The sequence below is a fragment of the Pseudomonas sp. PWP3-1b2 genome, from assembly GCF_049896045.1.
GTDB classification, from domain to species: domain Bacteria; phylum Pseudomonadota; class Gammaproteobacteria; order Pseudomonadales; family Pseudomonadaceae; genus Aquipseudomonas; species Aquipseudomonas antarctica_B.
Map to the genome: position 1 here is coordinate 1 of NZ_JAFCTN010000020.1, position 22,577 is coordinate 22,577.

The following is a 22,577-nucleotide window of genomic DNA, read 5'->3' on the forward strand; positions in this document are numbered from 1 at the left end:
GGTCAGTGATGAATTTGGTGGCTGATACACCGCATTCGCGAGCAAGCCCGCTCCCACAGTTGATCTCCATATATTTTGGATCTCCATTTTTTCGGGAGATCGCAATCTGTTCCAGAAAAAACAGCGCTTTTGATTCAACCACTCAGCTCGGCTACCAGGCCGCCTTACTGTAGATTTTGCCAAAAGTGACCCGCTGTAAGAGCGGAACCCCTATCAGCCATGACCACAGCAACGGATATGTACACCAAAACCCCGCCCCAGCAAGCCCCCCTCAAACCAACTCCCGCCCCAGAAACGGCGCAGTCCGGCTGGTTTTGCTTTTCGCAACCTTAAAGGGCGAACCACTCACAACCACCTTCCCGCCCAAATCCCCAGCCCCCGGCCCGATATCGATCACCCAGTCACTCTGCGCCACCACGCGCATCTCATGCTCCACCACAACCACCGTATGCCCCGCCTCCACCAAATGATTCAGCTGACTCAGCAACCGATCCACATCCCGCGGATGCAACCCGGTCGTGGGCTCATCCAGCACATACAACGTCGCCCCCCGCGCATTGCGCTGCAGCTCGGTCGCCAACTTGATCCGCTGCGCCTCACCCCCCGACAACTCAGTCGCCGGTTGCCCCAGCCGCAAATACCCCAACCCGATATCCCGCAGCACCTGCAGTGAACGCAACACCCCAGGCTGCTCGGCAAACACCTCCACCGCCTGCTCCACCGTCAACCCCAACACCTGGGCGATGTTCAAACCCTGCCATTTAATGCCCAGGGTTTCAGGGTTATACCGCGCCCCGTGGCACGTCGGGCACGGCGCATACACACTCGGCATAAACAGCAACTCAACGCTGACAAACCCTTCGCCTTCGCAATTGGGGCAACGCCCTTTGGCAACGTTAAACGAGAACTGCCCCGCATCGTAACCCCGCTTCTTCGCCGCCGGTGTGGCCGCAAAGAGCTTGCGCACGTTGTCGAACAACCCGGTGTAAGTCGCCAGGTTGGAGCGCGGCGTGCGGCCAATGGGCTTCTGGTCTACTTGCACCAGGCGGCGAATCTGCTCCAGACCGGCACTGATCCGCCCACCGCTGGTTTGCGGCGCATCGTCTTCTAGGCTGGTCTCTTCATCGCTTTCCTGCACACGGCCAAGCCCCGTGCCCACCAGTTCCAGTAGTGCCTGGCTGACCAGGCTGGATTTACCCGAACCGGAAATACCGGTCACCGCCGTAAAGCAGCCCAGCGGAAAATCCACCTTCAAATCCTTGAGATTATTGCGCGTCACGCCTTCCAGCTTCAGCCAACCCGTAGGCGCTCGACGCACTGCATTCGAAGGCCGCGGTTCGGCAAACAAATACTCGCGCGTCTGTGACGCCTCGACCTGCGCCAACCCCGCCGGCGGGCCGCTGTACAGCACTTGACCGCCGTGCTCACCCGCCGCTGGGCCTACGTCGATCAGCCAGTCGGCGCGGCGCATGGTTTCCAGGTCGTGTTCCACCACAAACAATGAATTGCCCGCCGCCTTCAAGCGATCAAGCGCGGTAAACAGCGCTTCGCCGTCCGCCGGGTGCAAGCCGGCTGAAGGCTCATCCAGCACATAGATCACGCCGAACAGCTGCGAACTCAACTGCGTGGCCAAACGCAACCGCTGCAACTCCCCGGACGACAAGGTCGGCGTGCTGCGCTCCAGGGATAAATATCCCAGGCCCAGCTCGGTCAAGGTACTCACGCGCTCCAGCAAATCCTCGGCGATACGCTGCGCAGCCAAGCGCTTCTCCACCGACAGTTTCATCTTGTCCTGCCCCGCCGCCACGGGCCGCAACAACTCAGCCAGCTGCGCCAGTGACAGCTGCGACAACTCGCCAATATCCACGCCAGCGAACTTCACCGACAGTGCGGCCTTGTTCAACCGCTTGCCTTCGCACGACGGGCAGGCGCTGCCTTGCATGAACTGCGAAACGCGCTTTTTCATCAGCGCGCTTTGGGTGTGGGTGAACGTATGCAGGATGTAACGCCGCGCGCCGCTGAAGGTGCCTTGGTAACTGGGTTCCACTTTACGTTTCAAGGCATCGCGGGTTTGTGCCGGAGTGAAGCCGGCGTACACCGGCACCGTCGGGGTTTCTTCGGTGAACAGAATCCAGTCGCGCTGCTTTTTCGGCAGGTCGCGCCATGGGATATCAACGTCATAGCCCAGGGTCACCAGGATGTCGCGCAGGTTCTGGCCTTGCCACGCCAACGGCCACGCTGCCACCGCACGCTGGCGAATGGTCAGCGATGGGTCCGGCACCATCAGTGCCTCGGTCACTTCATACACACGGCCCAGGCCATGGCATTGCGGGCAAGCGCCCTGGGGCAGGTTCGGTGAAAAGTCCTCGGCGTAGAGCATCGCTTGCCCCGGCGGATAACTGCCGGCGCGGGAGTACAGCATGCGAATCAGGCTCGACAACGTAGTGACGCTGCCCACCGATGAGCGCGCACTCGGCGTGCCGCGCTGCTGTTGCAGGGCCACAGCCGGAGGCAGGCCTTCGATGGAGTCCACATCGGGCACGCCAACTTGATCGATCAAGCGCCGCGCATAGGGCGCCACCGATTCGAAATAGCGGCGCTGGGCCTCGGCATACACCGTGGAAAAAGCCAGAGACGATTTGCCCGAGCCGGAGACTCCGGTAAATACCACCAGGGCATCCCTGGGAATATCTACATCGACGTTACGCAGGTTGTGTTCGCGGGCGCCGCGCACCCGGACGAAACCTGGGCGTTGGGCAGTGATCGGGGGGATATTGCGCTGTGACGTCATGGGCAACCTTGTCTGGCGGTGAGCACGCTGCGCACCCGATGCGTCAAGGCTTCGGGGTTGTAGGGCTTGCTCAGCAGATGAATGTCGGGGCTTAGCAGGTGATTGGTCGAGAGGATGTCGCGGGTGTGGCCCGAGGTAAACAGCACGGCCACGGGAGGATGTTGCGTGCGGGCCCAGTCGGCCAGGTCGGTGCTTTTGATTCGGCCCGGCATCACCACGTCGGTAAAAATCAGGTCCGGCTGCGCACCGCCCTGCAAGACCTGCATCGCCCGGTCACCGTCCTCGGCGGTGAGCACGGTGTAGCCCGCCTGCTGCAGCAACTCAACGACGGTCAGGCGCACGCCTTCGTTGTCTTCCACCACCAGGATGGTTTCCTGGCCGCCGCCCTGCAGTGCCTGTTCGCTGTCTGTATCGACGCTTTCCGGCTCAAGGCTGTGGGGGAAATACATCTGCACCACCGAGCCCTTCCCCTCCTCGCTCCACACCTCTACATGCCCGCCGCTTTGGCGCACAAAGCCGAACACCATGCTCAGGCCCAGGCCGGTGCCGTGCCCCTCGCGTTTGGTGGTGAAGAACGGTTCGAAGGCGCGCTTGAGCACCGTCTCTGGCATGCCAACACCGGAGTCAATCACTGCCAGGCGTACATATTCGCCCGGTTTAATGCTCTTACCGGCGCAATCGTCGGGGTTGAGGATGATGTTCTCGCCGGTGATACGAATCACGCCTTCGCCGTTCATGGCATCCCGGGCATTGATCGCCAGGTTGAGCAGCGCGTTTTCCAGCTGGTTGCGGTCGACATTGATGCACCAGGAATCCTGGGCCAATTGCACATCGATATGGATGGTCTCACCCAGCGCGCGCTGCAGCAGCTCGCCCAACCCTGCGTAAATGCGTTGCGGGTTGTACACCGCGGGCGACAACGGTTGGCGGCGGGCAAACGCCAGCAGCTGCGACGACAGCTTGGCGCCACGCTCCACCGCTGCGATGGCTGCCGAGACGCGGCGTTGCACCTGGGCATTGTCCGGCTCATGCCGGGCCAGCAGGTGCAGGTTGCCGGCGATCACTTGCAGCAGGTTATTGAAGTCGTGCGCCACACCGCCGGTCAGGCCGCCGATGGCTTCGAGCTTTTGCGATTGGCGCAGCTGGTCTTCAGCGGCCGAGCGTGCCTGCACTTCGGCGGCCACCCGTTGCTCAAGGTTATGCGTGAGTTCCTGGCGCACCCGCTCGGAGTGCACGTGCTCGGTGGTGTCCACCACAATCGCCAACACCCCGGCCGGTTGCGTATCGTCACCGGCGACGGGGCTGTAATACAGGTCCAGCCATACTGTTTCCGGCTTGCCGTTGCGCAGCAGCACCAGGTCTTTATTGTTGAACGACAAGGTGCCACCGGCCAAACAGGTGCTCATTACATGACGGTTGAAGTCGGCCACTTCCGGCCAGCCCAGCTCCACGGGCGTACCCAACAGATACGGATGCCGCCCTCCGGCGAACACCGAATAGCTGTCGTTGTAGATCATGTGCCCCGCCGGCCCCCACAGCATCACCATCGGCACGGGGGACGCCAGCATCATCTGCACGGTGCACGTGAGGCTGGTGGGCCAGCGGTCGAGCGGGCCCAGGTCGGTGGCCGACCAATCAAACGCGCGAATTCGCTGGGCCATTTCACCGGCCCAACCATCACAGCCGTGGGGGTTGGATAGAAATTGCATCGTTTAACTCTGTGCGAAAAGAAGACATCGGCAAAGTTTGGAGCACGCCGCACGCAGATCGTTTCAACGCGTATACGTTAGGGGGAAATCGACGCACACACCACTGGCTTCAGTGAAAATCCCGGCTGCGCACATTAATTCCCTCCAGCAGCGCTGTCAGATCGGTCAAACGCCCGGCAATCAGGTGCCGCACCTCGCCCACGGCCTCCCAGCGCCCGTCCACTTTAAGCAGCCGCGAGCCCACCAATGCCTGGCGCTGACGCTCGGCCAGGTCGCGCCACACCACCACATTGAGGTTGCCGAACTCATCTTCCAGGGTCACGAAGGTTACCCCGCTAGCGGTGCCGGGGCGCTGGCGACCGGTGACCAGCCCGGCAACGCTCACATTGCGCCCATGCTCCACGGCCATCAGTTCATGGGAACTGCGGCAGCGTCGTTTGCGCAGTTCATTGCGCAACAATGCCAAGGGATGTGGCCCAAGGGTGGTGCCGAGCGTGGCGTAGTCCGCGTGCAGGTCTTCGCCGACCGAAGGTGTCGGCAGCTCCACCACTGCTTCTTCCGGGCCAGGCAAACCGGCGAATAACCCGAGTTGCTTGTGCACGCCGGCCACTTCCCAGCGCGCGGCGTGCCGGTTGCCCGCCAGCGCACGCAAGGCGCCGGAATCCGCCAGCAACGCCTGGGTACGCGCGTCCAGCCCGGCGCGTTCGTCGAGGTCGGCGATGTCGCTGAACACCCGGCGCTGGCGAGCGGCTTCAATACGCCGGCCATCTTCCTCACGAAACCCCGAAATCATGCGCAGGCCCATGCGAATTGCTGGCTGCGCGCCGTCGATGGGTTCCAGGCTGCAATCCCAGTCACTGGCCTGCACATCCACCGGGCGAATCTGCAAGGCGTGGCGCCGCGCGTCCTGCAGAATCTGGTCCGGGCTGTAAAAACCCATGGGCCAGCTGTTGATCAGCGCACAGGCGAAAGCTGCCGGCTCATGGCACTTGAGCCAGCAACTGGCGTAGGTCAGCAAAGCAAAGCTGGCGGCGTGAGATTCGGGAAAACCGTAGCTGCCAAACCCCTTGATTTGCTCAAAGATCTGCGCGGCAAAGGCTTCGGTGTAGCCGTTTTTCAGCATGCCGGTGCGCAGGCGTGCCTGATGCGGTTCCAGTCCGCCGTGGCGTTTCCAGGCGGCCATGGAGCGGCGCAACTGGTCGGCCTCGCCGGGGCTGTAATCGGCAGCGACCATGGCGATCTGCATCACTTGTTCCTGAAACAACGGCACGCCGAGGGTGCGCTTGAGCACCGCTTCCAGTTGCGGCGACGGGTAGGTTTCGGGCTCTTCCTTATTCCGCCGACGCAGGTACGGGTGCACCATGCCGCCCTGGATCGGCCCCGGCCGGACAATAGCAACCTCTATCACCAGGTCATAAAACTTCTCTGGCCTGAGCCTTGGCAACATCGACATCTGCGCCCGCGACTCGATCTGGAACACGCCGACGGTGTCGGCCTTGCTGATCATCGCGTAGGTGGCCGCGTCCTCCTTGGGCACCGACGCCAGGCACAGGTCACGACCGCGATGGCGGCGCAGCAAATCGAAGCAACGGCGGATCGCGCTGAGCATGCCCAGCGCGAGAATATCCACCTTGAGCAGGCCGACGGCGTCAAGGTCGTCCTTGTCCCACTGGATGATGGTGCGATCGGCCATGGCGGCGTTTTCCACCGGCACCAGGGTGTCCAGCGGATATTCGGAAATCACAAAACCGCCGGGGTGCTGGGACAAGTGCCGGGGGAAGCCGATCAGTTGTTGAGTCAGCGTCAGCACCCGGCGCAGGATCGGGCTTTGCGGGTCGAAGCCGCTTTCGCGCAGGCGCTCCAGGGGCGGCGCATCGTCACTCCAGCGCCCGCAGCATTCGGCCAGCGCGTTGATCTGGTCCGGCGGCAACCCCAGGGCCTTGGCCACATCACGCACTGCGCCGGACGCGTGGTAACTGCTGACCACCGCCGTCAGCGCCGCGCGGTTGCGGCCATAGCGATTGAACACATATTGCAGCACTTCTTCGCGGCGCTCGTGTTCGAAGTCGACGTCGATGTCCGGCGGCTCGTTGCGCTCCTTCGACAGGAAGCGCTCGAACAGCATGTTCATCAGGCTCGGGTTGATCTCGGTGATGCCCAAGGCAAAACACACCGCCGAGTTGGCCGCCGAACCCCGGCCCTGGCACAGGATCGAACGGCTGCGGGCGAAGCTCACAATGTCGTGCACGGTGAGGAAATAGCTTTCGTAACCCAGCTCGCTGATCAGCTCCAGTTCCTTATTGATCTGCTGCAAGGTCTTGGCGTCGACGCCCTCTGGCCAGCGTCGGGCGATGCCTTCTTCCGTCACGGCGCGCAGCCAGGTTTTGGCGTCATGGCCGGCGGGCACCAGTTCGCGCGGGTAGTGGTAGCGCAACTGGCTCAGGTCGAAGGTACAGCGCCGCGCGATGGCTTGGGTTTCGTCGAGCAACGCTTGCGGGTACAGCGCGGCCAGGGCGTCGAGGCCGCGCAAATGCCGCTCGCCATTGGGGTGCAGGCGCGTGCCGGCTTCGGCCACCGGCACGTGATGGCGGATGGCAGTCATGGTGTCTTGCAGCGCGCGGCGGCCACGGGCATGCATGTGCACATCGCCGCAGGCCACCGCCGGGATTTTCAGGCTGGCCGCCAGGGCCAGGCGTTGCTCCAAATGGCGCGCATCGTCCTGGCCGCAATGCAGGTGCACTGCCAGCCACAGGCGTTCGGCGAAGGTGCGGCGCAGCCATTGGATCGACGTCTGGGTGTCGCTGTCGTCGGCCACCCACAGCGCCAGCAGGCCGGGCAATGGTTGGTCGAAGTCTTCCTGAAACAGGCGGTAACTGCCCTTTTCGGCACGGCGCCGGGCCAGGGTGATCAAGCGGCACAGGTGCTGATAGCCGCTGAGGTCTTCCACCAGCAGCACCAGTTTCGGGCCGTTTTCGATGCGCACTTCACTGCCGATAATCAGCGGCAATTCCACCGCCTTCGCTGCCTGCCACGCACGCACGATGCCCGACAAGGTGCATTCATCGGTGATCGCCAGCGCGCTGTAGCCCTGGCGCTTGGCGCGCTCGAACAATTCCAGCGCACTGGAAGCGCCGCGCTGAAAGCTGAAGTTGGACAGGCAATGCAGCTCCGCGTATTCACCCGCCATAACGCATGCCCCCTGTGGGAGCTGGCTTGCCTGCAATGGTCGTTAACGATGACGCGCAACGCCAGACTAAACGCGGCACTTTGGCGTTTTTCGCCGGCCAGCTGGCGGGTGCCAGCGCGGAATGGTTCATGCAAACCAGCCTTGCAACCACAACCCATCGTTTTGCCCCACGGTGCGATAGGCCCAGCCTTGCTGACCGGCGTGGGTCTGGATCAGGTAGTAATCGCGGCGGATATCGGCGCCGTCCCACCAGCCGGATTCGATGCGTTCCGGGCCCATCAATATTTGCACGCCGTGCTCGGCCAGCAATGTCGGTTCACGCAGCAACCAGCCGGGGCGTTGCACCTTATTCAAGCTCGGGCACGGGCGATTATCCTCTGCCGCTTGCCAGGCACATTCGGGGCGGTGGTCGGCCTGAAAGCGCAGGCCTTGCACGGCCTCGTCACCCAGCCGAGCGCGCAGGCGTTCGCGCAATTGCTCCCACGGCAGAGTTTGTTGCGGGCGGTCGTCGAACAAATCCTGGCGCTGCGGCACGAACAGGGGCAGGTCCTGCGCCACCAGGCGAAAGCCACGCACGGGCGAGGTCACTTGCACCTGCTCCAGGCGGCCACGGGCCAGTTCAAACAGCATCGCCGGTTCGCGCTCGGCGCTGAGCAGGCCAACCTTGATCACACTGTCGGGCGCCTGGGCATGCTCCAGGTGCAAGTCAAAGCGCTGCACGCCACTGTCACGCCCGCACAGAAAGGCGGACAGGTCGCCGGTCAAACGGCGCAAGGGAAACAGTAAGGCTTGATGGGATTGCACGTCGAAATTCAGCTCGATGCGCGTATCGAAGCGGTCCGGCGGTTGATAGAACGCCAGGGCCAGCGGCCGCTGCCCGGTCAGCGCATCCAGGTGCTTGAGCAGTGTCGCGTCAAAGCGCCGCGCCAGCGTATGCCGGGGCAAGGCTTGCACCTGGGCCAGAGTGCGCAAGCCCATGCGCGACAACGCGGTGGCGTCCTTCGGGTCAAGGCCGGCGCGATCAATAGGCAGCGGCGCTAAAGCCTGCATCAACGCCTGATCATCGGCCACGGCCAGGCCATCGTAGATATTCGCCAGCACCCGCGCCGCCGCCGGGTTGGGCGCGGCGACGATACGGTGACGAAAACCCAGCTCGGTCAATTCCTTACGCAAGCGCGCTTCAAACTTCGGCCATGGGCCAAACAGCCCCAGGCTCGATTCGATCTCGAACAGCAAGGCGCGCGGGTAATACACGCTGACCTGGGAGCTGAAACAGTAGGCCCAGGCGGCGAGAAACTGCTGCCAGCGCTCAATGTCCACGGGGTCGTATTCGGCGCTGGCAAAGGTTTTGGCCAGGGCATCCGCCGCCGTCAGCGATTGGCCGGGGCGCAGGCCCAAGGCGCGGGCGGCGTCGTTGACGGTTTGCAGCACGCGCCGCTGCGGCGTACCGGCGAGCAAGGCAAGCGGTTGGTCTGGTTCGGGGTGCACACGCTGCACCCCGTCCAGCGCCAATTGCGGGAAGACAATACACACCCAGCGCATGGCAACCTCAATGCCCCGCCAGCGCAATCGGCGCCGGATGGGCCAACCCGCCACGGCACTTGAGCACCCGCACCTGCGCAGGTTTTGCCTCGACCGCCAGGCGCAAGGCGGCGGGCGATGAATTGATCGCCTCACTTAAAGCGCGCCAGGCAAATGCCAGGGTCTGCCCGGTTTCCGCCGCCACCTGCAAACGCCGCAACGCCCGATCATCGGCCTTGCGCGGCCAACACAGCACCGCACCGCAACTGCCGGAGCGCAGGCATTGTTCTACCGCCCACAGCGCGTCGCGCTCCTCGGCCTGGATCACCGAGAGCCGCCGCAAATCCACCCCGGCGTTTTGCCACGCATGGGGGTACGGCGTATAGGGTGGCGCCACCAGCACAATGCGCTCCCCGGCCTTTGATAAGCGCGACAGGGTTGGCAGCACCAACTGCAACTCGCCGACACCTTCCCTGGCCATCAAGATTTCACTCAGCGCCGACTCCGGCCAGCCGCCCGTGGGCAGCACCGCGTCCAGCGCTGCCAGCCCCGTGGGGTGCACACTGGCCGGTGGCGCGGCGGGCCGACCCTTCCAGACTCGCCCGCCGTTGAACAGCGAGTCCAGGGCAACCACGGCGCCCATCAACCTTGCCTCACCAGGCCGCAGAACACCCCTTCGATGGCCAGGTCCCTGTCAGGCCCGACCACGATGGGTTGATACGCGGGGTTGCGTGGCAGCAAGCGCACATGGTCGCCGCTGCGTTCGAAACGCTTGATGGTGACTTCGCCGTCCAGGCGCGCCACTACAATTTGGCCGTTCAAGGCTTCAGCGCTACGGCGTACGCCAACCAGATCGCCGTCGAGGATGCCGTCTTCGATCATTGAGTCGCCTTGCACCCGCAGCAGGTAATCCGGGGTTTTCGCGAAAGTGGCGGGATCGAGTTGCAGGCGGTTGTGCACTTCGGCGTCGGCGCCGATGGGCAGGCCCGCGGCGACTCGGCCGAGTACGGGGATGTCCAGCCATTCGGGGCGTACCGGTTGGTTAAGCAGGCGAATGCCACGGGCCTGATTGGGGTTGACCTCGATGAAGCCGGCCTCGGTGAGGGCCACCACGTGCTTGCGCGCGACGCTGCGGGAGGCGAAGCCAAACGCCTCGGCGATCTCGGCGAGGCTCGGGGGCTGGCCTTGTAACGCGATACGGTCGCGGATGAAGGTCAGAATGGCAGTACGGCGGGGGGTCAGGGTTGTCATGGAGTACATTTGTACTCTTGTGAGATATTTCTGACAATAACCGTCAGTCGGGGGGGAATGAGTACCTATTGGTTGCTTGGGAGGTTGCTGCTTATGGTTCTATTCTTACAGCTGGTCACTGTTTTTTTTGTGGGAGCTGGCTTGCCTGCGATGGCATCGACAGGGTTTGCCTGGTGGACCGAGGTGCCTGCATCGCAGGCAAGCCAGCTCCCACAGAGAAGCAGAATTGTGAGGTTATGAAAGTTGTACTCGGTCAAAACTGTGGGAGCGGGCTTGCTCGCTCCCACAGTTGATCTTCATACATCAGGAAGACTGCAATCCGCCTTGGCAAAAACAGGTTTTTTGATCAAACCATTCAAGTGTGGGAGCTGGCTTGCCTGCGATGGCATCAACTCGGTTTGCCTGATGGAACGAGGTGTCTGCATCGCAGGCAAGCCAGCTCCCACAGTTGATCTTCATACATCAGGAAGACTGCAATCCGCCTTGTCAAAAACAGACCGGTTATGCCTGATGTACCGAGGTTTCTGCATCGCAGGTCACCAGCCTTCCTTCAACATGCGCAGTTCCAAATGCTGCAACAGCATGATGGTTTTGCCGTCGACAATGTCACCGCTTTGCACCATCGCCAGCGCTTGCTCAAAGCCCAGCTCCAGCACTTCAATGTCTTCGCCCTCTTCTTCAAGGCCGCCGCCGGTGCCTACTTGGTTGGCTGGCTGGTACTCGCCGATGAAGAAGTGAATGCGCTCGGTCACCGAGCCGGGGCTCATGAAGGCGGCGTAGATTTTTTCCACATGGCCGACGCGGTAGCCGGTCTCTTCTTCGGCTTCCAGGCGGATGCGCTCTTCGGGGCTGGCGTTGTCGAGCAGCCCGGCGGCGGCTTCGATCAGGTAGCCGTGGTAGTCGTTGACGAAGGTGGGCATGCGGAACTGGCGGATCAGCAACACGGTGCGTTGAGCGCGGTTGTACAACAGGATGGTTGCGCCATTGCCCCGGTCGTACACCTCGCGGGTTTGGGCTTGCCAGCTGCCATCCTGGCGGCGCAGGTCAAAGCTGTATTTTTTCAACACATACCAGTTTTCCGAAAGGGTCTCTTCGGCGGTAATGCGAACGGGGCTGTTGTCCATGGTCGGGCCTCTGCTCAAAGGAGCAGAAGCATGTCGCGGGGGCGCGGTCAGCGTCAAGGGAGCAGCGCTGTAACACTTTGCAAGCAATACCCGTGAACGGCTGTCGAATTAATTCCTGCCCCCGCAGGCCATCTGGTAAAACCCGTGCTTCGCCTTTGTCCTGGAACCTTCATGTCATCTCGTTTTCTGTCTCGCCTGGGCCTGCGCTGGTTTCCCCTGCTGTGCATGGCCATCCTGATTATCGGCCTGCCGGTGGGCTGCGCCGTGCTGCAACACAAGGAGCGCGAGCTGGTGTTTCGCATCGAACCGGGCACGGCCAGCTGGTACAGCGGCTTGCCAAAGGCGGTGCAGGAATTCGACCTCAAACCCGCCAGTTTCAAATCCGGGCAAAACATTCACGGCTGGTGGTACCCGGCAGACAAAAAGGACGCGCCCGCCATCCTCTACCTGCACGGCGTGCGCTGGAACCTCACCGGGCAGTTTTTCCGCATCGAGCAATTGCACGCGCTGGGCTATTCGGTGCTGGCCATCGACTATCGCGGCTTTGGCCAGAGCCACGGCGACTTGCCCTCGGAAACCAGCGTGTATGAAGACGCGCGCATTGCCTGGGAACGCTTCCAGGTGTTGCAACCCGACCCCGCCAAACGCCTGATCTACGGGCATTCCTTGGGCGGCGCGGTGGCCATCGACCTGGCCGCAGAGTTGAGCAAACAAACGCCGGTGCCGGTGCGCGGGCTGGTGATCGAGTCCACCTTCACTTCGCTGGCGGAAGTCGCCACGGCCGTGGCCAATACCTCATTGCCGGTGCGCTGGTTGCTGTCGCAAAAATTTGATTCCATCGACAAGATTGCCGACGTGCACATGCCGCTGCTGGTGGTCCACGGCCTGGCGGATCAGTACGTGCCGCCGCGTTTCAGCCAGCAATTGTATGAAGCCGCCCAGGAACCCAAGCGGCTGTTATTGGTGCCCGGTGCGACCCATAACAACAGCATGAGCCTGGCCGGTCGCAGTTATGGCCAGGCGCTGGACAATTTGATGCGCGAGAAGGCGCCCGCACACGCTGTTACACACTCCACAGGCCATAGCGGCGACTCATAAAACTGCTTTTCGGCACTGGGTTAGCGCTTGGCTGTCAAGCGCGAACCCTGCCCATACTGGCCCGCGCTGAAAGTTGATCAAATATTAACCGAGGGTTAAATCGCCATACCCGCCGGGGTCTCGCAAAGTTATCCACAGAGATACCCACGGTTTTCGTGGACAACTCTTTTTACTTTTTTACGATTTTTTTGCTGAGCAAACGCCTTCGGGAAAGGTGCCTGGCAGCAAAATCTCGCGATTCACAGCGCGTATATCGTTATAACCACACAGTGCCATCGTCACGTCCAATTCGCGGGCGATGATCTCCAGTGCCTTGGTCACGCCCGCCTCACCCATGGCCCCCAAACCGTACAAATGCGGCCGGCCGATCATGGTGCCTTTTGCGCCCAGCGCCATTGCTTTAAGTACGTCCTGGCCGGAGCGAATGCCGCCATCGAGCCACACCTCTATTTGATCGCCCACCGCCTGCACAATCGCCGGTAATTGGCTGATGCTCGACGGCGCGCCATCCAGCTGACGGCCACCGTGGTTGCTCACCACCAGTGCATCGGCGCCGGAATTGGCCGCCAGGCGTGCGTCCTCCACATCCAGGATGCCCTTGATAATCAGCTTGCCGCCCCAGCATTTCTTGATCCACTCCACGTCGTCCCAACTCAGGCGCGGGTCGAATTGCTGGGCCGTCCAGGACGACAACGAACTCATGTCTGCCACGCCTTTGACATGCCCGACGATGTTGCCAAAACCACGGCGTTGGGTGCCGAGCATACCCATCACCCAGCGCGGTTTAGTGGCCATGTTGAGGATATTTGGCAGGGTCAGTTTCGGCGGCGCCGACAGGCCGTTGATCAAGTCCTTGTGGCGCTGCCCGAGGATTTGCAGGTCGAGGGTCAGCACCAATGCATCTACGCCGGCAGCTTTTGCGCGCTCGATCAGTTGCTCGATAAACGCGCGGTCGCGCATCACATACAGCTGGAACCAGAAGGGCTGGCCGACGTGTTCGGCGATGTCCTCCAGCGAGCAGATGCTCATGGTCGACAAGGTGTAGCGCAGGCCAAAAGCGGCAGCGGCGCGGGCGGTGAGAATCTCGCCGTCGGCATGTTGCATGCCCGCCAAGCCAGTGGGCGCGAGGGCCACCGGCATGGCCATGTCCTGGCCGATCATGGTGGCGCGGATCGAGCGCTCATCAATGTCCCGCGCCACGCGCTGGCGGAATTTGATCCGCGCAAAATCACTTTCATTGGCGCGGTAGGTGCTTTCAGTCCAGGACCCGGAGTCGGCGTAATCGTAAAACATCCGCGGGACACGTTTTTGCGCAAGCTTGCGTAGATCTTCGATGGTTGTGATCAACGGCATCGGGGTCACCTCTCCCTGAACTGAACACGCAGAGTAACCGCCCATCGGTTGCGCAACCAGCCATTGCGTTTCTATGTGCGGCGGAATAATCTCGCACAAACCCGCAAAAAGACGCACAACCATGCATAACACCCATCAAGCCATTGACCTGCCTTCGTTGCGCAAACAGAAGATTTTGTTGCTGCTGGAGCGCGACGGCAAAGTCACCGCATCGGAATTGGTCGAGCATTTCGCAGTGTCCCAGGACACCATTCGCCGCGACCTCGGTGAGCTGGCAGCCGCCGGGTTGTTGCAGCGCGTACACGGCGGCGCCCTGCCCCGACCTAAAGACACCGGCAAGGATTTCTTCACCCGCGTTGGCGAGACTAATGATGCCAAGCGCCACCTCGCACAATTAGCCGCCGACCGCGTGGAAGACGGCCAGATCGTGCTGTTCGATTCCGGCTCCACCACGCTGCAAATCGCCCAATCCTTGCCGCGCTCGATCCGCCTCACGGTTGTCACCGCCTCGCCAATGATCGCCATCGCCCTGGCGGACCATCCCCATGTGAAAGTGATTTTGGCCGGCGGCCAACTCAACCCGGCCACGTTGTCCACTGGCGGCCACGAAACCCTACGCTTGATACAAAGCGTCAAGGCGGACCTGCTGTTTACCGGTGTGTGTGCCTTGCACCCGCAAATCGGTATCACCTCGCTGCATTTCGACGAAGTCGCGGTCAAGCAGGCGCTGCTCGACAGCGCGTCCCACGTGATGGCGGTGACCCTGGCCGACAAACTTGGCGCGGTGGAACCTTTTGTAGTGGCCCCCTGCGACCGTATCCACACGCTGATCACTGAGTGGCATGTGCCGAATGTGGAGGCGTATGAGCGGTTAGGGGTGGAAGTGTTGCGGGTAGAGGTCGAGTAGGTACAGAGCATCGGCGATGGCATGGCCGCTGGCGGTGTTATCGAAAATACACCAGGTGGGCACGCCGGCTTCAACTGACTCGCCGAGCAAGCGGGCAAACCCTTGCACACGCTCGGAGCCATAGGCGCTGTGATAAATACGCGGCGACCCATGCAGGCGCCAATAACGCACACCGTTCCAGCCACCGGGATGATCACCGCCTGCAAACACCGGCGGGTCAGCGGCCACCCGTCCAACCTGGAATGCCTGCAACACAGCATCCGCCTGCAGCCAACTGGCATGCCGGGGTTCGAGTACCACGGCACCCGCGAAGCGCTGGCGTAACTCAGTGAAGAAACCCTCGGCAACAACGGCTTCATAACCTAACGACGGCGGGAGCTGGATCAGCACACAACCGAGTTTTTCCTGCAGCTGCACGCATTGCTCAAAAAATTCATCCAGCGCCGTCTCACACTGCTGCAAGCGCAACTCGTGGGTGATGCGCTTGGGCAGTTTGACCGAAAAGCGAAACGCTGAAGGCACCGACTGTGCCCATCGCGCATAGGTCTTGGGCTGATGCGGTCGGTAAAACGAGCTATTGATTTCAACCGCATTCAAACGCGACGCGTAACGTTGCAGGTGAGTGCCGGGCTGGGTGAACGCCGCCCCGTGTTCACGCGGCAGGCTCCAGCCCGCACACCCCACGTAAAGCGCTACGGTCAAAACAGCACCGCAGCCGCGTCACGCATGAAAATCTCAATGGTCTTTGGGCCAACCCCTTCGAATTCGCCGAGGCGTTTTTCAAAGGCTTGACGGTCTTTGCTGGCGTCGCGCATGTGGGTGATTTTGCCCGCGTACTCGGCATTCAGTTTGGCGCTGAGGTCGAGCAAGCGTTGCGCCGTGGTCTCGTCGTAACGCACGTAATGCGCACGCCCGAGCATCGCGACCAGTTCGCGGGAGGTGCAATGCTGCAGCTTGCGCGCCGTGTCGCGGCCCTCCTCCTCAACAATCACCCGGTAAGCCTGGGCGGCGATCGGCGCCTGAATGCGCTTACCCATTAAAAAGCTTGCGAGAAACCACTTGAACAGGCTGCCGTCGTCATCGGGCTTGAGATCAATACCCAAGTCAGGCGCAGTAATCGACTTGGCCATGCTCAGTGGCCCAACTTGCGCTCAGCCTTGGCAGCTTGCTCGTTGATGGCGTCGGTCACACGCTCAGTCTCTTTGATAGAAGTGGGCGTCAGCACCTTGTCGATGGTTTCGGTCTTGGGGTTTGGACGTTCAAGCGTCTGGCCCTTGGAGGCTTTTTCAGTGCCCTTTTGGGCGGCTTCCGAGCTGATCGGTTCCGGGGTTTTATCGTCGGTTTTATGATCGGTCATGTCTATCTCCAGGCAGTGGAAAACCCGCAAAAAAGCGCGGGCGCTTATGCAGCAGAGCCCGCCGGATTTCGATAGTTCAAGGAAATTGCCCACGGTGCCCGCCGGAGAAATAAGCGCGAATTAATTTAAACCTTTTGCATCTGCACGCCCTCAACAGTCAGGTAACGGCATCACGCCACGTTCAAGGAGAGACACCATGACAACGCTTCTGATGAAACAGATGGGCCTGACATTCGTACTGGTTGCAGGGTCTATTTCTACGGCCATGGCCGCCACGTCCAACGCCTTCGTTGATGACGCAGCCCAGGGCGGCATCACCGAAGTTGAAGCCGGCAAACTGGCGCTGGAAAAAAGCAGCTCGGCTGACGTAAAAACGTTTGCCCAGCACATGGTCACCGACCACACCAAGGCTAATCAGGAACTGGCAGAGTTGGCGAAAAAACTCGACATCGAAGTGCCGGACGACGCCGCACTGACGGACAAGGCCAAGAAAGCCATCCTCGAAATGCGTGACGAATCGTTCGACAAGGCCTACGCCAATAACCAAGTTGTCGCCCACGAAAAAACCGTTGAACTGTTCAAGAAAGAAGCCGCCTCCTCGGACAATGCCGAGTTGAAGGCCTTCGCCACCAAAACGCTGCCGACCCTTGAAGCCCATCTGAAAATGGCCAAGGACCTGCAAGCCAAATACAACCATTAATTCCTTACAGACACAGGAGACACTCGACAATGAGTTCGCAACTCAACGGCAAGAACATCCTTATCATCACGTCCAATACCGGTATTGAGCGCGACGAACTGGTCAAGCCGCTGGAGGCCCTGCGTGGCTACGGCGCGACCGTGACCCACGCTTCGAGTAAAGGCGGCACCACTCAGACCTTCGTCGGCGATACCGAGAAGGATAAAACCGTGGAGTCCGACGCTAAACTGGCCGACGTTTCCGCCGCCGATTTTGACGCCCTGGTCATCCCCGGCGGCACGGTGAATGCCGACACGCTGCGCCTGGATGCGGCGGTGCTGAAGCTGATCAATGAGTTTGTCAAAGCGGGCAAAACCGTGGCTGCCATCTGCCACGGGCCGTGGGCATTGATTGACGCAGGCGTGATCAAGGGCAAGACGCTGACCTCGTATAAAAGCGTGCGCACGGACCTGGTAAACGCCGGTGCGGCAGACTGGGTCGATGCCGAGGTCAAGGAATGCAAGGCCAATGGCTGGACCCTGATCACCTCGCGCACACCGGATGATTTGCCGGCGTTCAATGAGGCCATCGCCAAGGCTGTTGCGGGCTAAAGCGATACCGCAGAACCTGAACAGGCGCCCAAGGGCGCCTGTTTTTTTTGTCTCAATGCTTAGCTTCTACGGCTATCGGGCATTTCACGTTTCGGCCCGAACATGGCCCAGGCAATCAGCCCGAACAGCGGCACAAAAATCAGAATAATCAGCCATAGCCCCTTGGTCTCCCAGCCACTGGTGCTGCGTAACACGACATTGATCGCCCACAGTTCCAAGAGCAGCAGAATTACCGCCAAACCGATCCAGACATATTCTATTTGCATGCTTCACCTCCTGAGGTCGTATGGGTTAGGTCACTCATTTGGGCTGAGGGTTCATTAAAAAATTGCTGGACTCCCGCGTGGCTTAATGCACGCCTGACGGGGCCTCACATTGCAACCTGCACGACATCGCCTCACCACTGAATCTGCTAAGACCCTGATTATCAAATAAAAAATAAATGCATCTGACTTGGTACACCTGATGCACAGATACACCCAGGAGGCGCGCATTTCGACGTGCCCGATTGTTACCCGTGAGGTTGCACCCATGAACGCCATTGACCTTCTCGAAGCCGACCATGTACGCGTCAAAGCCCTGCTGACTCAACTGAGTGAGTCCACCGAACGCGGCGTCAAGAAGCGCACTGAACTGCTGGCCAAACTGGAAGCAGAAATCAGCATGCACACCAAGCTTGAAGAGGAAATTCTCTACCCGGCCTTTCGCAAGGCCGGCGGCAAAGAGGAAGACATCATGTACCACGAAGCCAAGGAAGAGCACCGCACGGTGGACGCCCTGGTGCTGCCCGACTTGAAGCAGACCGAGCCGTCGACTACCGAGTTTTCCGGTCGCGTCAAAGTGGTCAAGGAGCTGCTGGAGCACCACATCGAAGAAGAGGAAACCGAGATGTTTCCCAAGGCCAAAAAGCTCTTGGGCAAGAAACTGCTGGAAGAATTGGGCGCTGAGATGGAAGCCATGAAGGCGGCCCACAAGAAGTTGCAGTCCACCAAGCCAATGGCGGCTTGAAGGTGGCATCACCGAGGCCTGGCGCTATGCCGGGCCTCGGTCCTGCTGGATGAGCTGTCCATGCACAGGGGAATGCGTCATGAAGACCAAATGCTCCCAAAGGATGTTGTTGATTATCGGGTTGTCGGCGCTGTTGAGCGGCCCAGCACTTGCCGCGTTTGGCGATAACCCGAACCCTTCCGCACAGTCACTGACCGGCGCAGGCTCGGCACTGCCGCCAGGCAACTACCCCAGCAGCCCGGCGGACAGTGACAAGAAAACTGCCACGCCACCCAGGGATGATAAGGCGACCTCTTCGGGCTCTTCGACCAAACAACCCCGCCCCAAAAAGCAGAAAAAAGCGCCCCCGCAAAAAGACTAGGTGCGCTTACGGTTGAAGGGCGCCTGCCATTGCCCTTCACGGCACCGGCAACCACCCGCTGAATTCGCCTCGCCCATTCAGCGGGCACCAGGCGAAATCCCACGGCGACGTTGGCAGCGCACTGGGTTCAGTTGAACGTGTGCATTTCCAGTCGACGACCGTGACACCTCTCCAGGCCACGACCACACCCTGCGCCTCGCTGGCATCAGTGTTAATCCAGCGCGCCGCAGCCGCCGCCATGAACACTTCGATGGGTTCATCGTTAATCTGCGCGCGGTATTGCGACGCCAGTAACCAACGGCAGACGTTCAAGTGGTACGTCCAATCCAACGGCGGCTGGTTGCTGTAAGCCCAGGTCATGAAACTGCGAAACAGGTTCAGGCCTTCCGGCGGGTCGAGCTTGAGCAGCGCCGGGCAGATGTCAAACAAGCTGTGCCAATGGGGCAATAGCCGTGCATCCAGGTGCACGAAACTGCGGGAATTACTTGGGTACTCCGCCAGTAATGGCTCCGCGCGCAGACGGCGCGATGCCTTGCTGACCAGGCGACGGGCGCCTGCAGGCACTACATGATTCATGAATCGCACTCACAGTCATGACGATAGGACGCCTCCTGCGCACAGGAAGCCCAGGGCACACGTCAGATTGCGGGGGATGCGCGGGGGTTGGCCGAGGGCCAGGAATATCGCGGCGGCGCCTTGTTGCGCCGCTCATGGGCGGGGCGCGGCGCTTGCCCAACGCCCAGCAGCCACGCCAGGCCGATCAGGAAAACGATGGCAAGGGTGACGGCGTTGCACACCGGGCAGGCAAAGTAGTTCGAGATGTTGCTGGACGACGGGTTAGCCAACCCTTTGTCGGAAAGTGGCAACTGGCCGCCTTCCACCGAACAGAACTGGCCACCGATGCCATTGAGCTGCAACCCCATCATCTCGCCATGCCCCAAACCGCAGACGAACACGTTCATCAGCACGCAGAAGTACAGCGCCCAGGCGATCAGTGCACGGTCGGGATGGCTCAATTTCATGGCGGCGACTCTACCACCGAAGGCCCGCGGGGATGAAGCGCGGCGCGCCCCTGTGGCAGAACGTCGCAGATTACGCAGGCCGGCCAGGGTTGGTAGACTGGGCGCCTTCCTCGCTACTCCTTTCAAAGCCTGGTGGGTTGAGCCAAAACCCTGCAGGCGTTTCACAGGATGCACAGTTGATGAATACGTTATTCACCCGCCGCAAAGTGCTGACCGGTATGGGCCTGTTGGGCCTGGGCAGCCTGCTGGGCGGCTGTGACTACAGCCCCAAGCTTAACTTCAAGTACGGCAAGGACCTCAGTGACAAGATCATGGGGCGCACCTTCAAGCTCAAGAACACTGCCGGCGAAACCGTCACCCTGAGCTCGTACCGTGGCCTGATGCCCGTGGTGTTCTTCGGCTTCACCCAATGCCCTGCGGTGTGCCCGACCACCCTGGCACGCGCCGCCCAGGCCAAGAAGCTGATGGGCCGCGACGGCAAGATCATGCAAGTGGTGTTCATCACCCTCGACCCCGAGCGCGACACCCCGCAAATACTCGACAACTACGTGAAGGCCTTCGACCCCAGCTTCGAAGCGCTCTACGGCACCCCGGAAGAAATCGCCGTGGCCGCCAGGGAGTTCGGGATCTTTTATGAAAAGATCCCCGCCGGTGACACCTACACCCTGTCCCACACGGCCACCAGCTTCGTCTTCGACACCCGTGGCAACCTGCGCCTGGGTCTACAGGCTTCCCTTACCGCTAAAGAGTGCGCAGAAGACCTGCTCACCGTCATGGAGGTCTGCTAATGACTGCCGTTCAACACCTCAAGCGCCTCACCTTCGGCCTGACCCTGCTGGGCCTCGCCGCCCACGCCAGCGCCCAGGTGCAAGTGACCGACGCCTGGGTGCGTGCCTCGGTGCCGGGCCAGCCGTCCAGCGGCGCGTTCATGACCGTCACCGCCGACAGCGACAGCAAACTGCTGAGCGTGGCGTCGCCTGTGGCCAAGGACGTACAGATTCATGAAATGAGCATGAAAGACGACGTGATGCGCATGGGCCCGGTGGATTCGGTGGCCCTGCCTGCCGGCAAAGCCGTCACCCTCGACCCGAACGGCTACCACGTGATGCTGATGGGCCTGACCCGCCAGATCAAGGAAGGCGACCAGGTGCCACTGACCCTGACCGTGGAAGATGCCAAGGGCGAGAAGCAATCGATTGAAATCAAAGCCCCGGCCCGTGGCTTGGATGGCATGGACCATAGCAAGATGCATTGATCGCCCTTTCTGTGGCGAGCGGGCCTGTTGTAGGGCGAGCGGACCTGTTGTGATCAGCGGGCCTGTTGTGGTCAGCGGGCCTGTTGTGGCGAGCGGGCTTGCCCCGCGTTGGGCTGCGCAGCAGCCCCTTCTCACCCTCACCGCATAGCATCAGACAAACCGAGTCGCCTGGTTTTAGGGCCGCTTCGCAGCCCAACGCGGGGCAAGCCCGCTCGCCACAACCCGCGCATTCTTAGCGCCCTTGTGAGCATCCCTCAGGCGAGAATTTCAATCCACGATAAACAGCTTCGCGCCAATGCCCGTTGATGAGCGATGCCCTTCCATGTCATTGCCCACTTGGTAACTCATCCCGGCCGTCAGCGTAAACCGGCGGCCATCTTCCAGCTCTGTGTGCAATTCGCCTTCGAGGCAGAGCAGAATGTGCCCCCTCCAACACCAGTGATCGGCCAGATACCCCGGCGTATATTCCACCATCCGCACACGGGTAGTGCCGAAGTGGCAGGTTCGCCAATACGCGACGCCGGTTTCGCCGGGATGCAGAACGGGCTCGACGGTGGACCAGTCAGTGGTACCAAACGGGACAGCGCAAAGATCCATGGTTTTCTCGGTGATCAAACAGGGAGGTCGACCCTAGCGGCCCGTTGCAGACGCCGATAGACACAGATCACTCGCTTTTATGGGATACAGCCGCCAGCCCTTGATATCCTGCCGGCTCTGCCCCCATGGACGCCTATATGCAGATTGATCCCGACTTCATCCTTCTCGACACCGAGCATTGGCAATTGAACCACCATCTGGCGTCGGCATTGCCCGGCTACCTGATGCTGGGCGCCAAGGCACCGGCCCATTCGTTGGCCGACATGCCCGAAGCGGCACTCGCCGAGCTGGGCGGGCTGCTCGCTAACGTGCAGCGGGTGATGGAGACGCAGCTCAACCCAAAATGGCTGTACATCAGCCGCTACGGGCACATGCCGGGCTTCCCGCTGCACTTTCATTTCATCCCGGTGTACGGCTGGGTGGAGGAAGCGTTTTGGCGGGACGCGCGTTATCGAGTGCTGCAAGGCTTTGGTGTACAGACTGAGGCGCAGACACTCACGGACGGGGCTGAATTGACACTGTTTGTGTGGCGAGAATTTGGCGAGAACCCGGTGCCGCCGGTGGTTCAAGGGCCTTCGGTTAACGAGGTGATCAATCGCCTGCGCGCAGCTTTCCAGGACTGACTCTGATCATCTGTGGGAGCTGGCTTGCCTGCGATAGCGGTGGCTCAGGCACATCTCTGTCGGCAGTGCCGCCGCCTTCGCAGGCAAGCCAGCTCCCACATTTAATCTTTATCGCTGCAGAGA

The 22,577-nt window shown here is 61.1% G+C and carries 24 protein-coding genes; 9 read left to right on the top strand and 15 right to left on the bottom strand.

What is annotated here, in order from left to right; genetic code table 11:
- Positions 1-271 precede the first annotated feature (271 nt).
- The 7 genes from uvrA to ACP7A2_RS14650 form a co-directional block, all read right to left on the bottom strand.
- Positions 272-2,791, bottom strand: coding sequence for an excinuclease ABC subunit UvrA (uvrA, locus tag ACP7A2_RS14620; RefSeq protein ID WP_426134772.1), 2,520 nt, complete (start codon positions 2,789-2,791; stop codon positions 272-274).
- Positions 2,788-4,500 carry an ATP-binding protein gene (locus ACP7A2_RS14625; RefSeq protein WP_348062215.1) on the bottom strand — a complete coding sequence of 571 codons (1,713 nt, stop codon included), beginning with the start codon at positions 4,498-4,500 and terminating at the stop codon, positions 2,788-2,790. Before ACP7A2_RS14625 ends, uvrA begins: the two co-directional genes overlap by 4 nt.
- A 109-nt stretch (positions 4,501-4,609) precedes the next feature.
- A complete protein-coding gene (locus ACP7A2_RS14630) occupies positions 4,610-7,687 on the bottom strand; it encodes an error-prone DNA polymerase (protein WP_426134773.1) in 3,078 nt (1,025 codons plus the stop codon).
- Between the two features lie 126 nt (positions 7,688-7,813).
- Entirely contained in the window at positions 7,814-9,229 is a 1,416-nt protein-coding gene (locus ACP7A2_RS14635) for a Y-family DNA polymerase (protein WP_426134774.1), read from the bottom strand.
- A 7-nt stretch (positions 9,230-9,236) separates the two neighbouring features.
- Positions 9,237-9,851 (bottom strand): translesion DNA synthesis-associated protein ImuA, encoded by a 615-nt coding sequence (gene imuA / locus ACP7A2_RS14640; protein ID WP_348062323.1) that lies wholly within the window; start codon positions 9,849-9,851, stop codon positions 9,237-9,239.
- Entirely contained in the window at positions 9,851-10,468 is a 618-nt protein-coding gene (lexA, locus tag ACP7A2_RS14645; protein ID WP_348062324.1) for a transcriptional repressor LexA, read from the bottom strand. Before lexA ends, imuA begins: the two co-directional genes overlap by 1 nt.
- A 527-nt stretch (positions 10,469-10,995) precedes the next feature.
- Complete coding sequence (locus tag ACP7A2_RS14650) at positions 10,996-11,583, bottom strand: NUDIX domain-containing protein (protein WP_426134775.1); 588 nt, start codon at positions 11,581-11,583, stop codon at positions 10,996-10,998.
- A gap of 171 nt (positions 11,584-11,754) precedes the next feature.
- On the opposite strand from ACP7A2_RS14650, the gene ACP7A2_RS14655 reads away from it, so the two are divergent.
- A complete protein-coding gene (locus ACP7A2_RS14655) occupies positions 11,755-12,681 on the top strand; it encodes an alpha/beta hydrolase (RefSeq protein ID WP_426134776.1) in 927 nt (308 codons plus the stop codon).
- 177 nt (positions 12,682-12,858) lie between these two features.
- Here ACP7A2_RS14655 and ACP7A2_RS14660 read toward each other — a convergent pair whose 3' ends face one another.
- A complete protein-coding gene (locus tag ACP7A2_RS14660) occupies positions 12,859-14,034 on the bottom strand; it encodes an alpha-hydroxy acid oxidase (RefSeq protein ID WP_426134777.1) in 1,176 nt (391 codons plus the stop codon).
- Positions 14,035-14,155: 121 nt separating this feature from the next.
- On the opposite strand from ACP7A2_RS14660, the gene ACP7A2_RS14665 reads away from it, so the two are divergent.
- The gene (locus tag ACP7A2_RS14665; RefSeq protein ID WP_426134778.1) at positions 14,156-14,941 is read left to right on the top strand and encodes a DeoR/GlpR family DNA-binding transcription regulator; all 786 of its coding nucleotides are present in this window, start codon (positions 14,156-14,158) and stop codon (positions 14,939-14,941) included.
- On the opposite strand, the gene ACP7A2_RS14670 is transcribed toward ACP7A2_RS14665, so the two are convergent.
- From ACP7A2_RS14670 to ACP7A2_RS14680, 3 genes are read right to left on the bottom strand one after another with little or no spacing between them, the layout of a single operon-like run.
- Positions 14,906-15,643: a DUF72 domain-containing protein gene (locus ACP7A2_RS14670; RefSeq protein WP_426134779.1), complete on the bottom strand. Its 738-nt coding sequence runs from the start codon at positions 15,641-15,643 to the stop codon at positions 14,906-14,908. The genes ACP7A2_RS14665 and ACP7A2_RS14670 overlap by 36 nt on opposite strands.
- Positions 15,640-16,071, bottom strand: a complete 432-nt coding sequence (locus tag ACP7A2_RS14675) for a DNA methylase (RefSeq protein ID WP_348059120.1) — start codon at positions 16,069-16,071, stop codon at positions 15,640-15,642. The genes ACP7A2_RS14670 and ACP7A2_RS14675 overlap by 4 nt, the downstream gene beginning before the upstream one ends.
- Before the next feature lie 2 nt (positions 16,072-16,073).
- A complete protein-coding gene (locus ACP7A2_RS14680; RefSeq protein ID WP_348059118.1) occupies positions 16,074-16,298 on the bottom strand; it encodes a hypothetical protein in 225 nt (74 codons plus the stop codon).
- 196 nt (positions 16,299-16,494) lie between these two features.
- Between ACP7A2_RS14680 and ACP7A2_RS14685 the strand changes: the two genes are divergently transcribed.
- The gene (locus ACP7A2_RS14685; protein WP_426134780.1) at positions 16,495-16,998 is read left to right on the top strand and encodes a DUF4142 domain-containing protein; all 504 of its coding nucleotides are present in this window, start codon (positions 16,495-16,497) and stop codon (positions 16,996-16,998) included.
- Between the two features lie 29 nt (positions 16,999-17,027).
- Positions 17,028-17,588 carry a type 1 glutamine amidotransferase domain-containing protein gene (locus tag ACP7A2_RS14690; protein WP_426134781.1) on the top strand — a complete coding sequence of 187 codons (561 nt, stop codon included), beginning with the start codon at positions 17,028-17,030 and terminating at the stop codon, positions 17,586-17,588.
- 59 nt (positions 17,589-17,647) lie between these two features.
- On the opposite strand, the gene ACP7A2_RS14695 is transcribed toward ACP7A2_RS14690, so the two are convergent.
- The gene (locus ACP7A2_RS14695; RefSeq protein ID WP_426134782.1) at positions 17,648-17,854 is read right to left on the bottom strand and encodes a PLDc N-terminal domain-containing protein; all 207 of its coding nucleotides are present in this window, start codon (positions 17,852-17,854) and stop codon (positions 17,648-17,650) included.
- Between the two features lie 265 nt (positions 17,855-18,119).
- On the opposite strand from ACP7A2_RS14695, the gene ACP7A2_RS14700 reads away from it, so the two are divergent.
- On the top strand, positions 18,120-18,596 hold the full coding sequence (locus tag ACP7A2_RS14700) for a hemerythrin domain-containing protein (RefSeq protein ID WP_348059111.1): 477 nt from the start codon (positions 18,120-18,122) through the stop codon (positions 18,594-18,596).
- Positions 18,597-18,675: 79 nt separating this feature from the next.
- On the top strand, positions 18,676-18,957 hold the full coding sequence (locus tag ACP7A2_RS14705; RefSeq protein WP_426134783.1) for a hypothetical protein: 282 nt from the start codon (positions 18,676-18,678) through the stop codon (positions 18,955-18,957).
- 36 nt (positions 18,958-18,993) lie between these two features.
- Here ACP7A2_RS14705 and ACP7A2_RS14710 read toward each other — a convergent pair whose 3' ends face one another.
- Both ACP7A2_RS14710 and ACP7A2_RS14715 read right to left on the bottom strand, forming a co-directional pair.
- Positions 18,994-19,533 carry a putative natural product biosynthesis protein gene (locus ACP7A2_RS14710; RefSeq protein WP_426134784.1) on the bottom strand — a complete coding sequence of 180 codons (540 nt, stop codon included), beginning with the start codon at positions 19,531-19,533 and terminating at the stop codon, positions 18,994-18,996.
- 62 nt (positions 19,534-19,595) lie between these two features.
- Positions 19,596-19,979, bottom strand: a complete 384-nt coding sequence (locus ACP7A2_RS14715) for a DUF2946 domain-containing protein (protein ID WP_348059105.1) — start codon at positions 19,977-19,979, stop codon at positions 19,596-19,598.
- A 179-nt stretch (positions 19,980-20,158) separates the two neighbouring features.
- Here ACP7A2_RS14715 and ACP7A2_RS14720 point away from each other — a divergent pair, with 179 nt between their 5' ends.
- Positions 20,159-20,767, top strand: a complete 609-nt coding sequence (locus ACP7A2_RS14720) for an SCO family protein (protein ID WP_348059103.1) — start codon at positions 20,159-20,161, stop codon at positions 20,765-20,767.
- Positions 20,767-21,234, top strand: coding sequence for a copper chaperone PCu(A)C (locus ACP7A2_RS14725; RefSeq protein ID WP_426134785.1), 468 nt, complete (start codon positions 20,767-20,769; stop codon positions 21,232-21,234). Before ACP7A2_RS14720 ends, ACP7A2_RS14725 begins: the two co-directional genes overlap by 1 nt.
- Positions 21,235-21,501: 267 nt before the next feature.
- Here ACP7A2_RS14725 and ACP7A2_RS14730 read toward each other — a convergent pair whose 3' ends face one another.
- Positions 21,502-21,831 carry a DHCW motif cupin fold protein gene (locus ACP7A2_RS14730; protein WP_426134786.1) on the bottom strand — a complete coding sequence of 110 codons (330 nt, stop codon included), beginning with the start codon at positions 21,829-21,831 and terminating at the stop codon, positions 21,502-21,504.
- A gap of 137 nt (positions 21,832-21,968) precedes the next feature.
- On the opposite strand from ACP7A2_RS14730, the gene ACP7A2_RS14735 reads away from it, so the two are divergent.
- Complete coding sequence (locus ACP7A2_RS14735) at positions 21,969-22,454, top strand: HIT family protein (RefSeq protein ID WP_426134787.1); 486 nt, start codon at positions 21,969-21,971, stop codon at positions 22,452-22,454.
- The last annotated feature ends 123 nt before the right edge of the window (positions 22,455-22,577 follow it).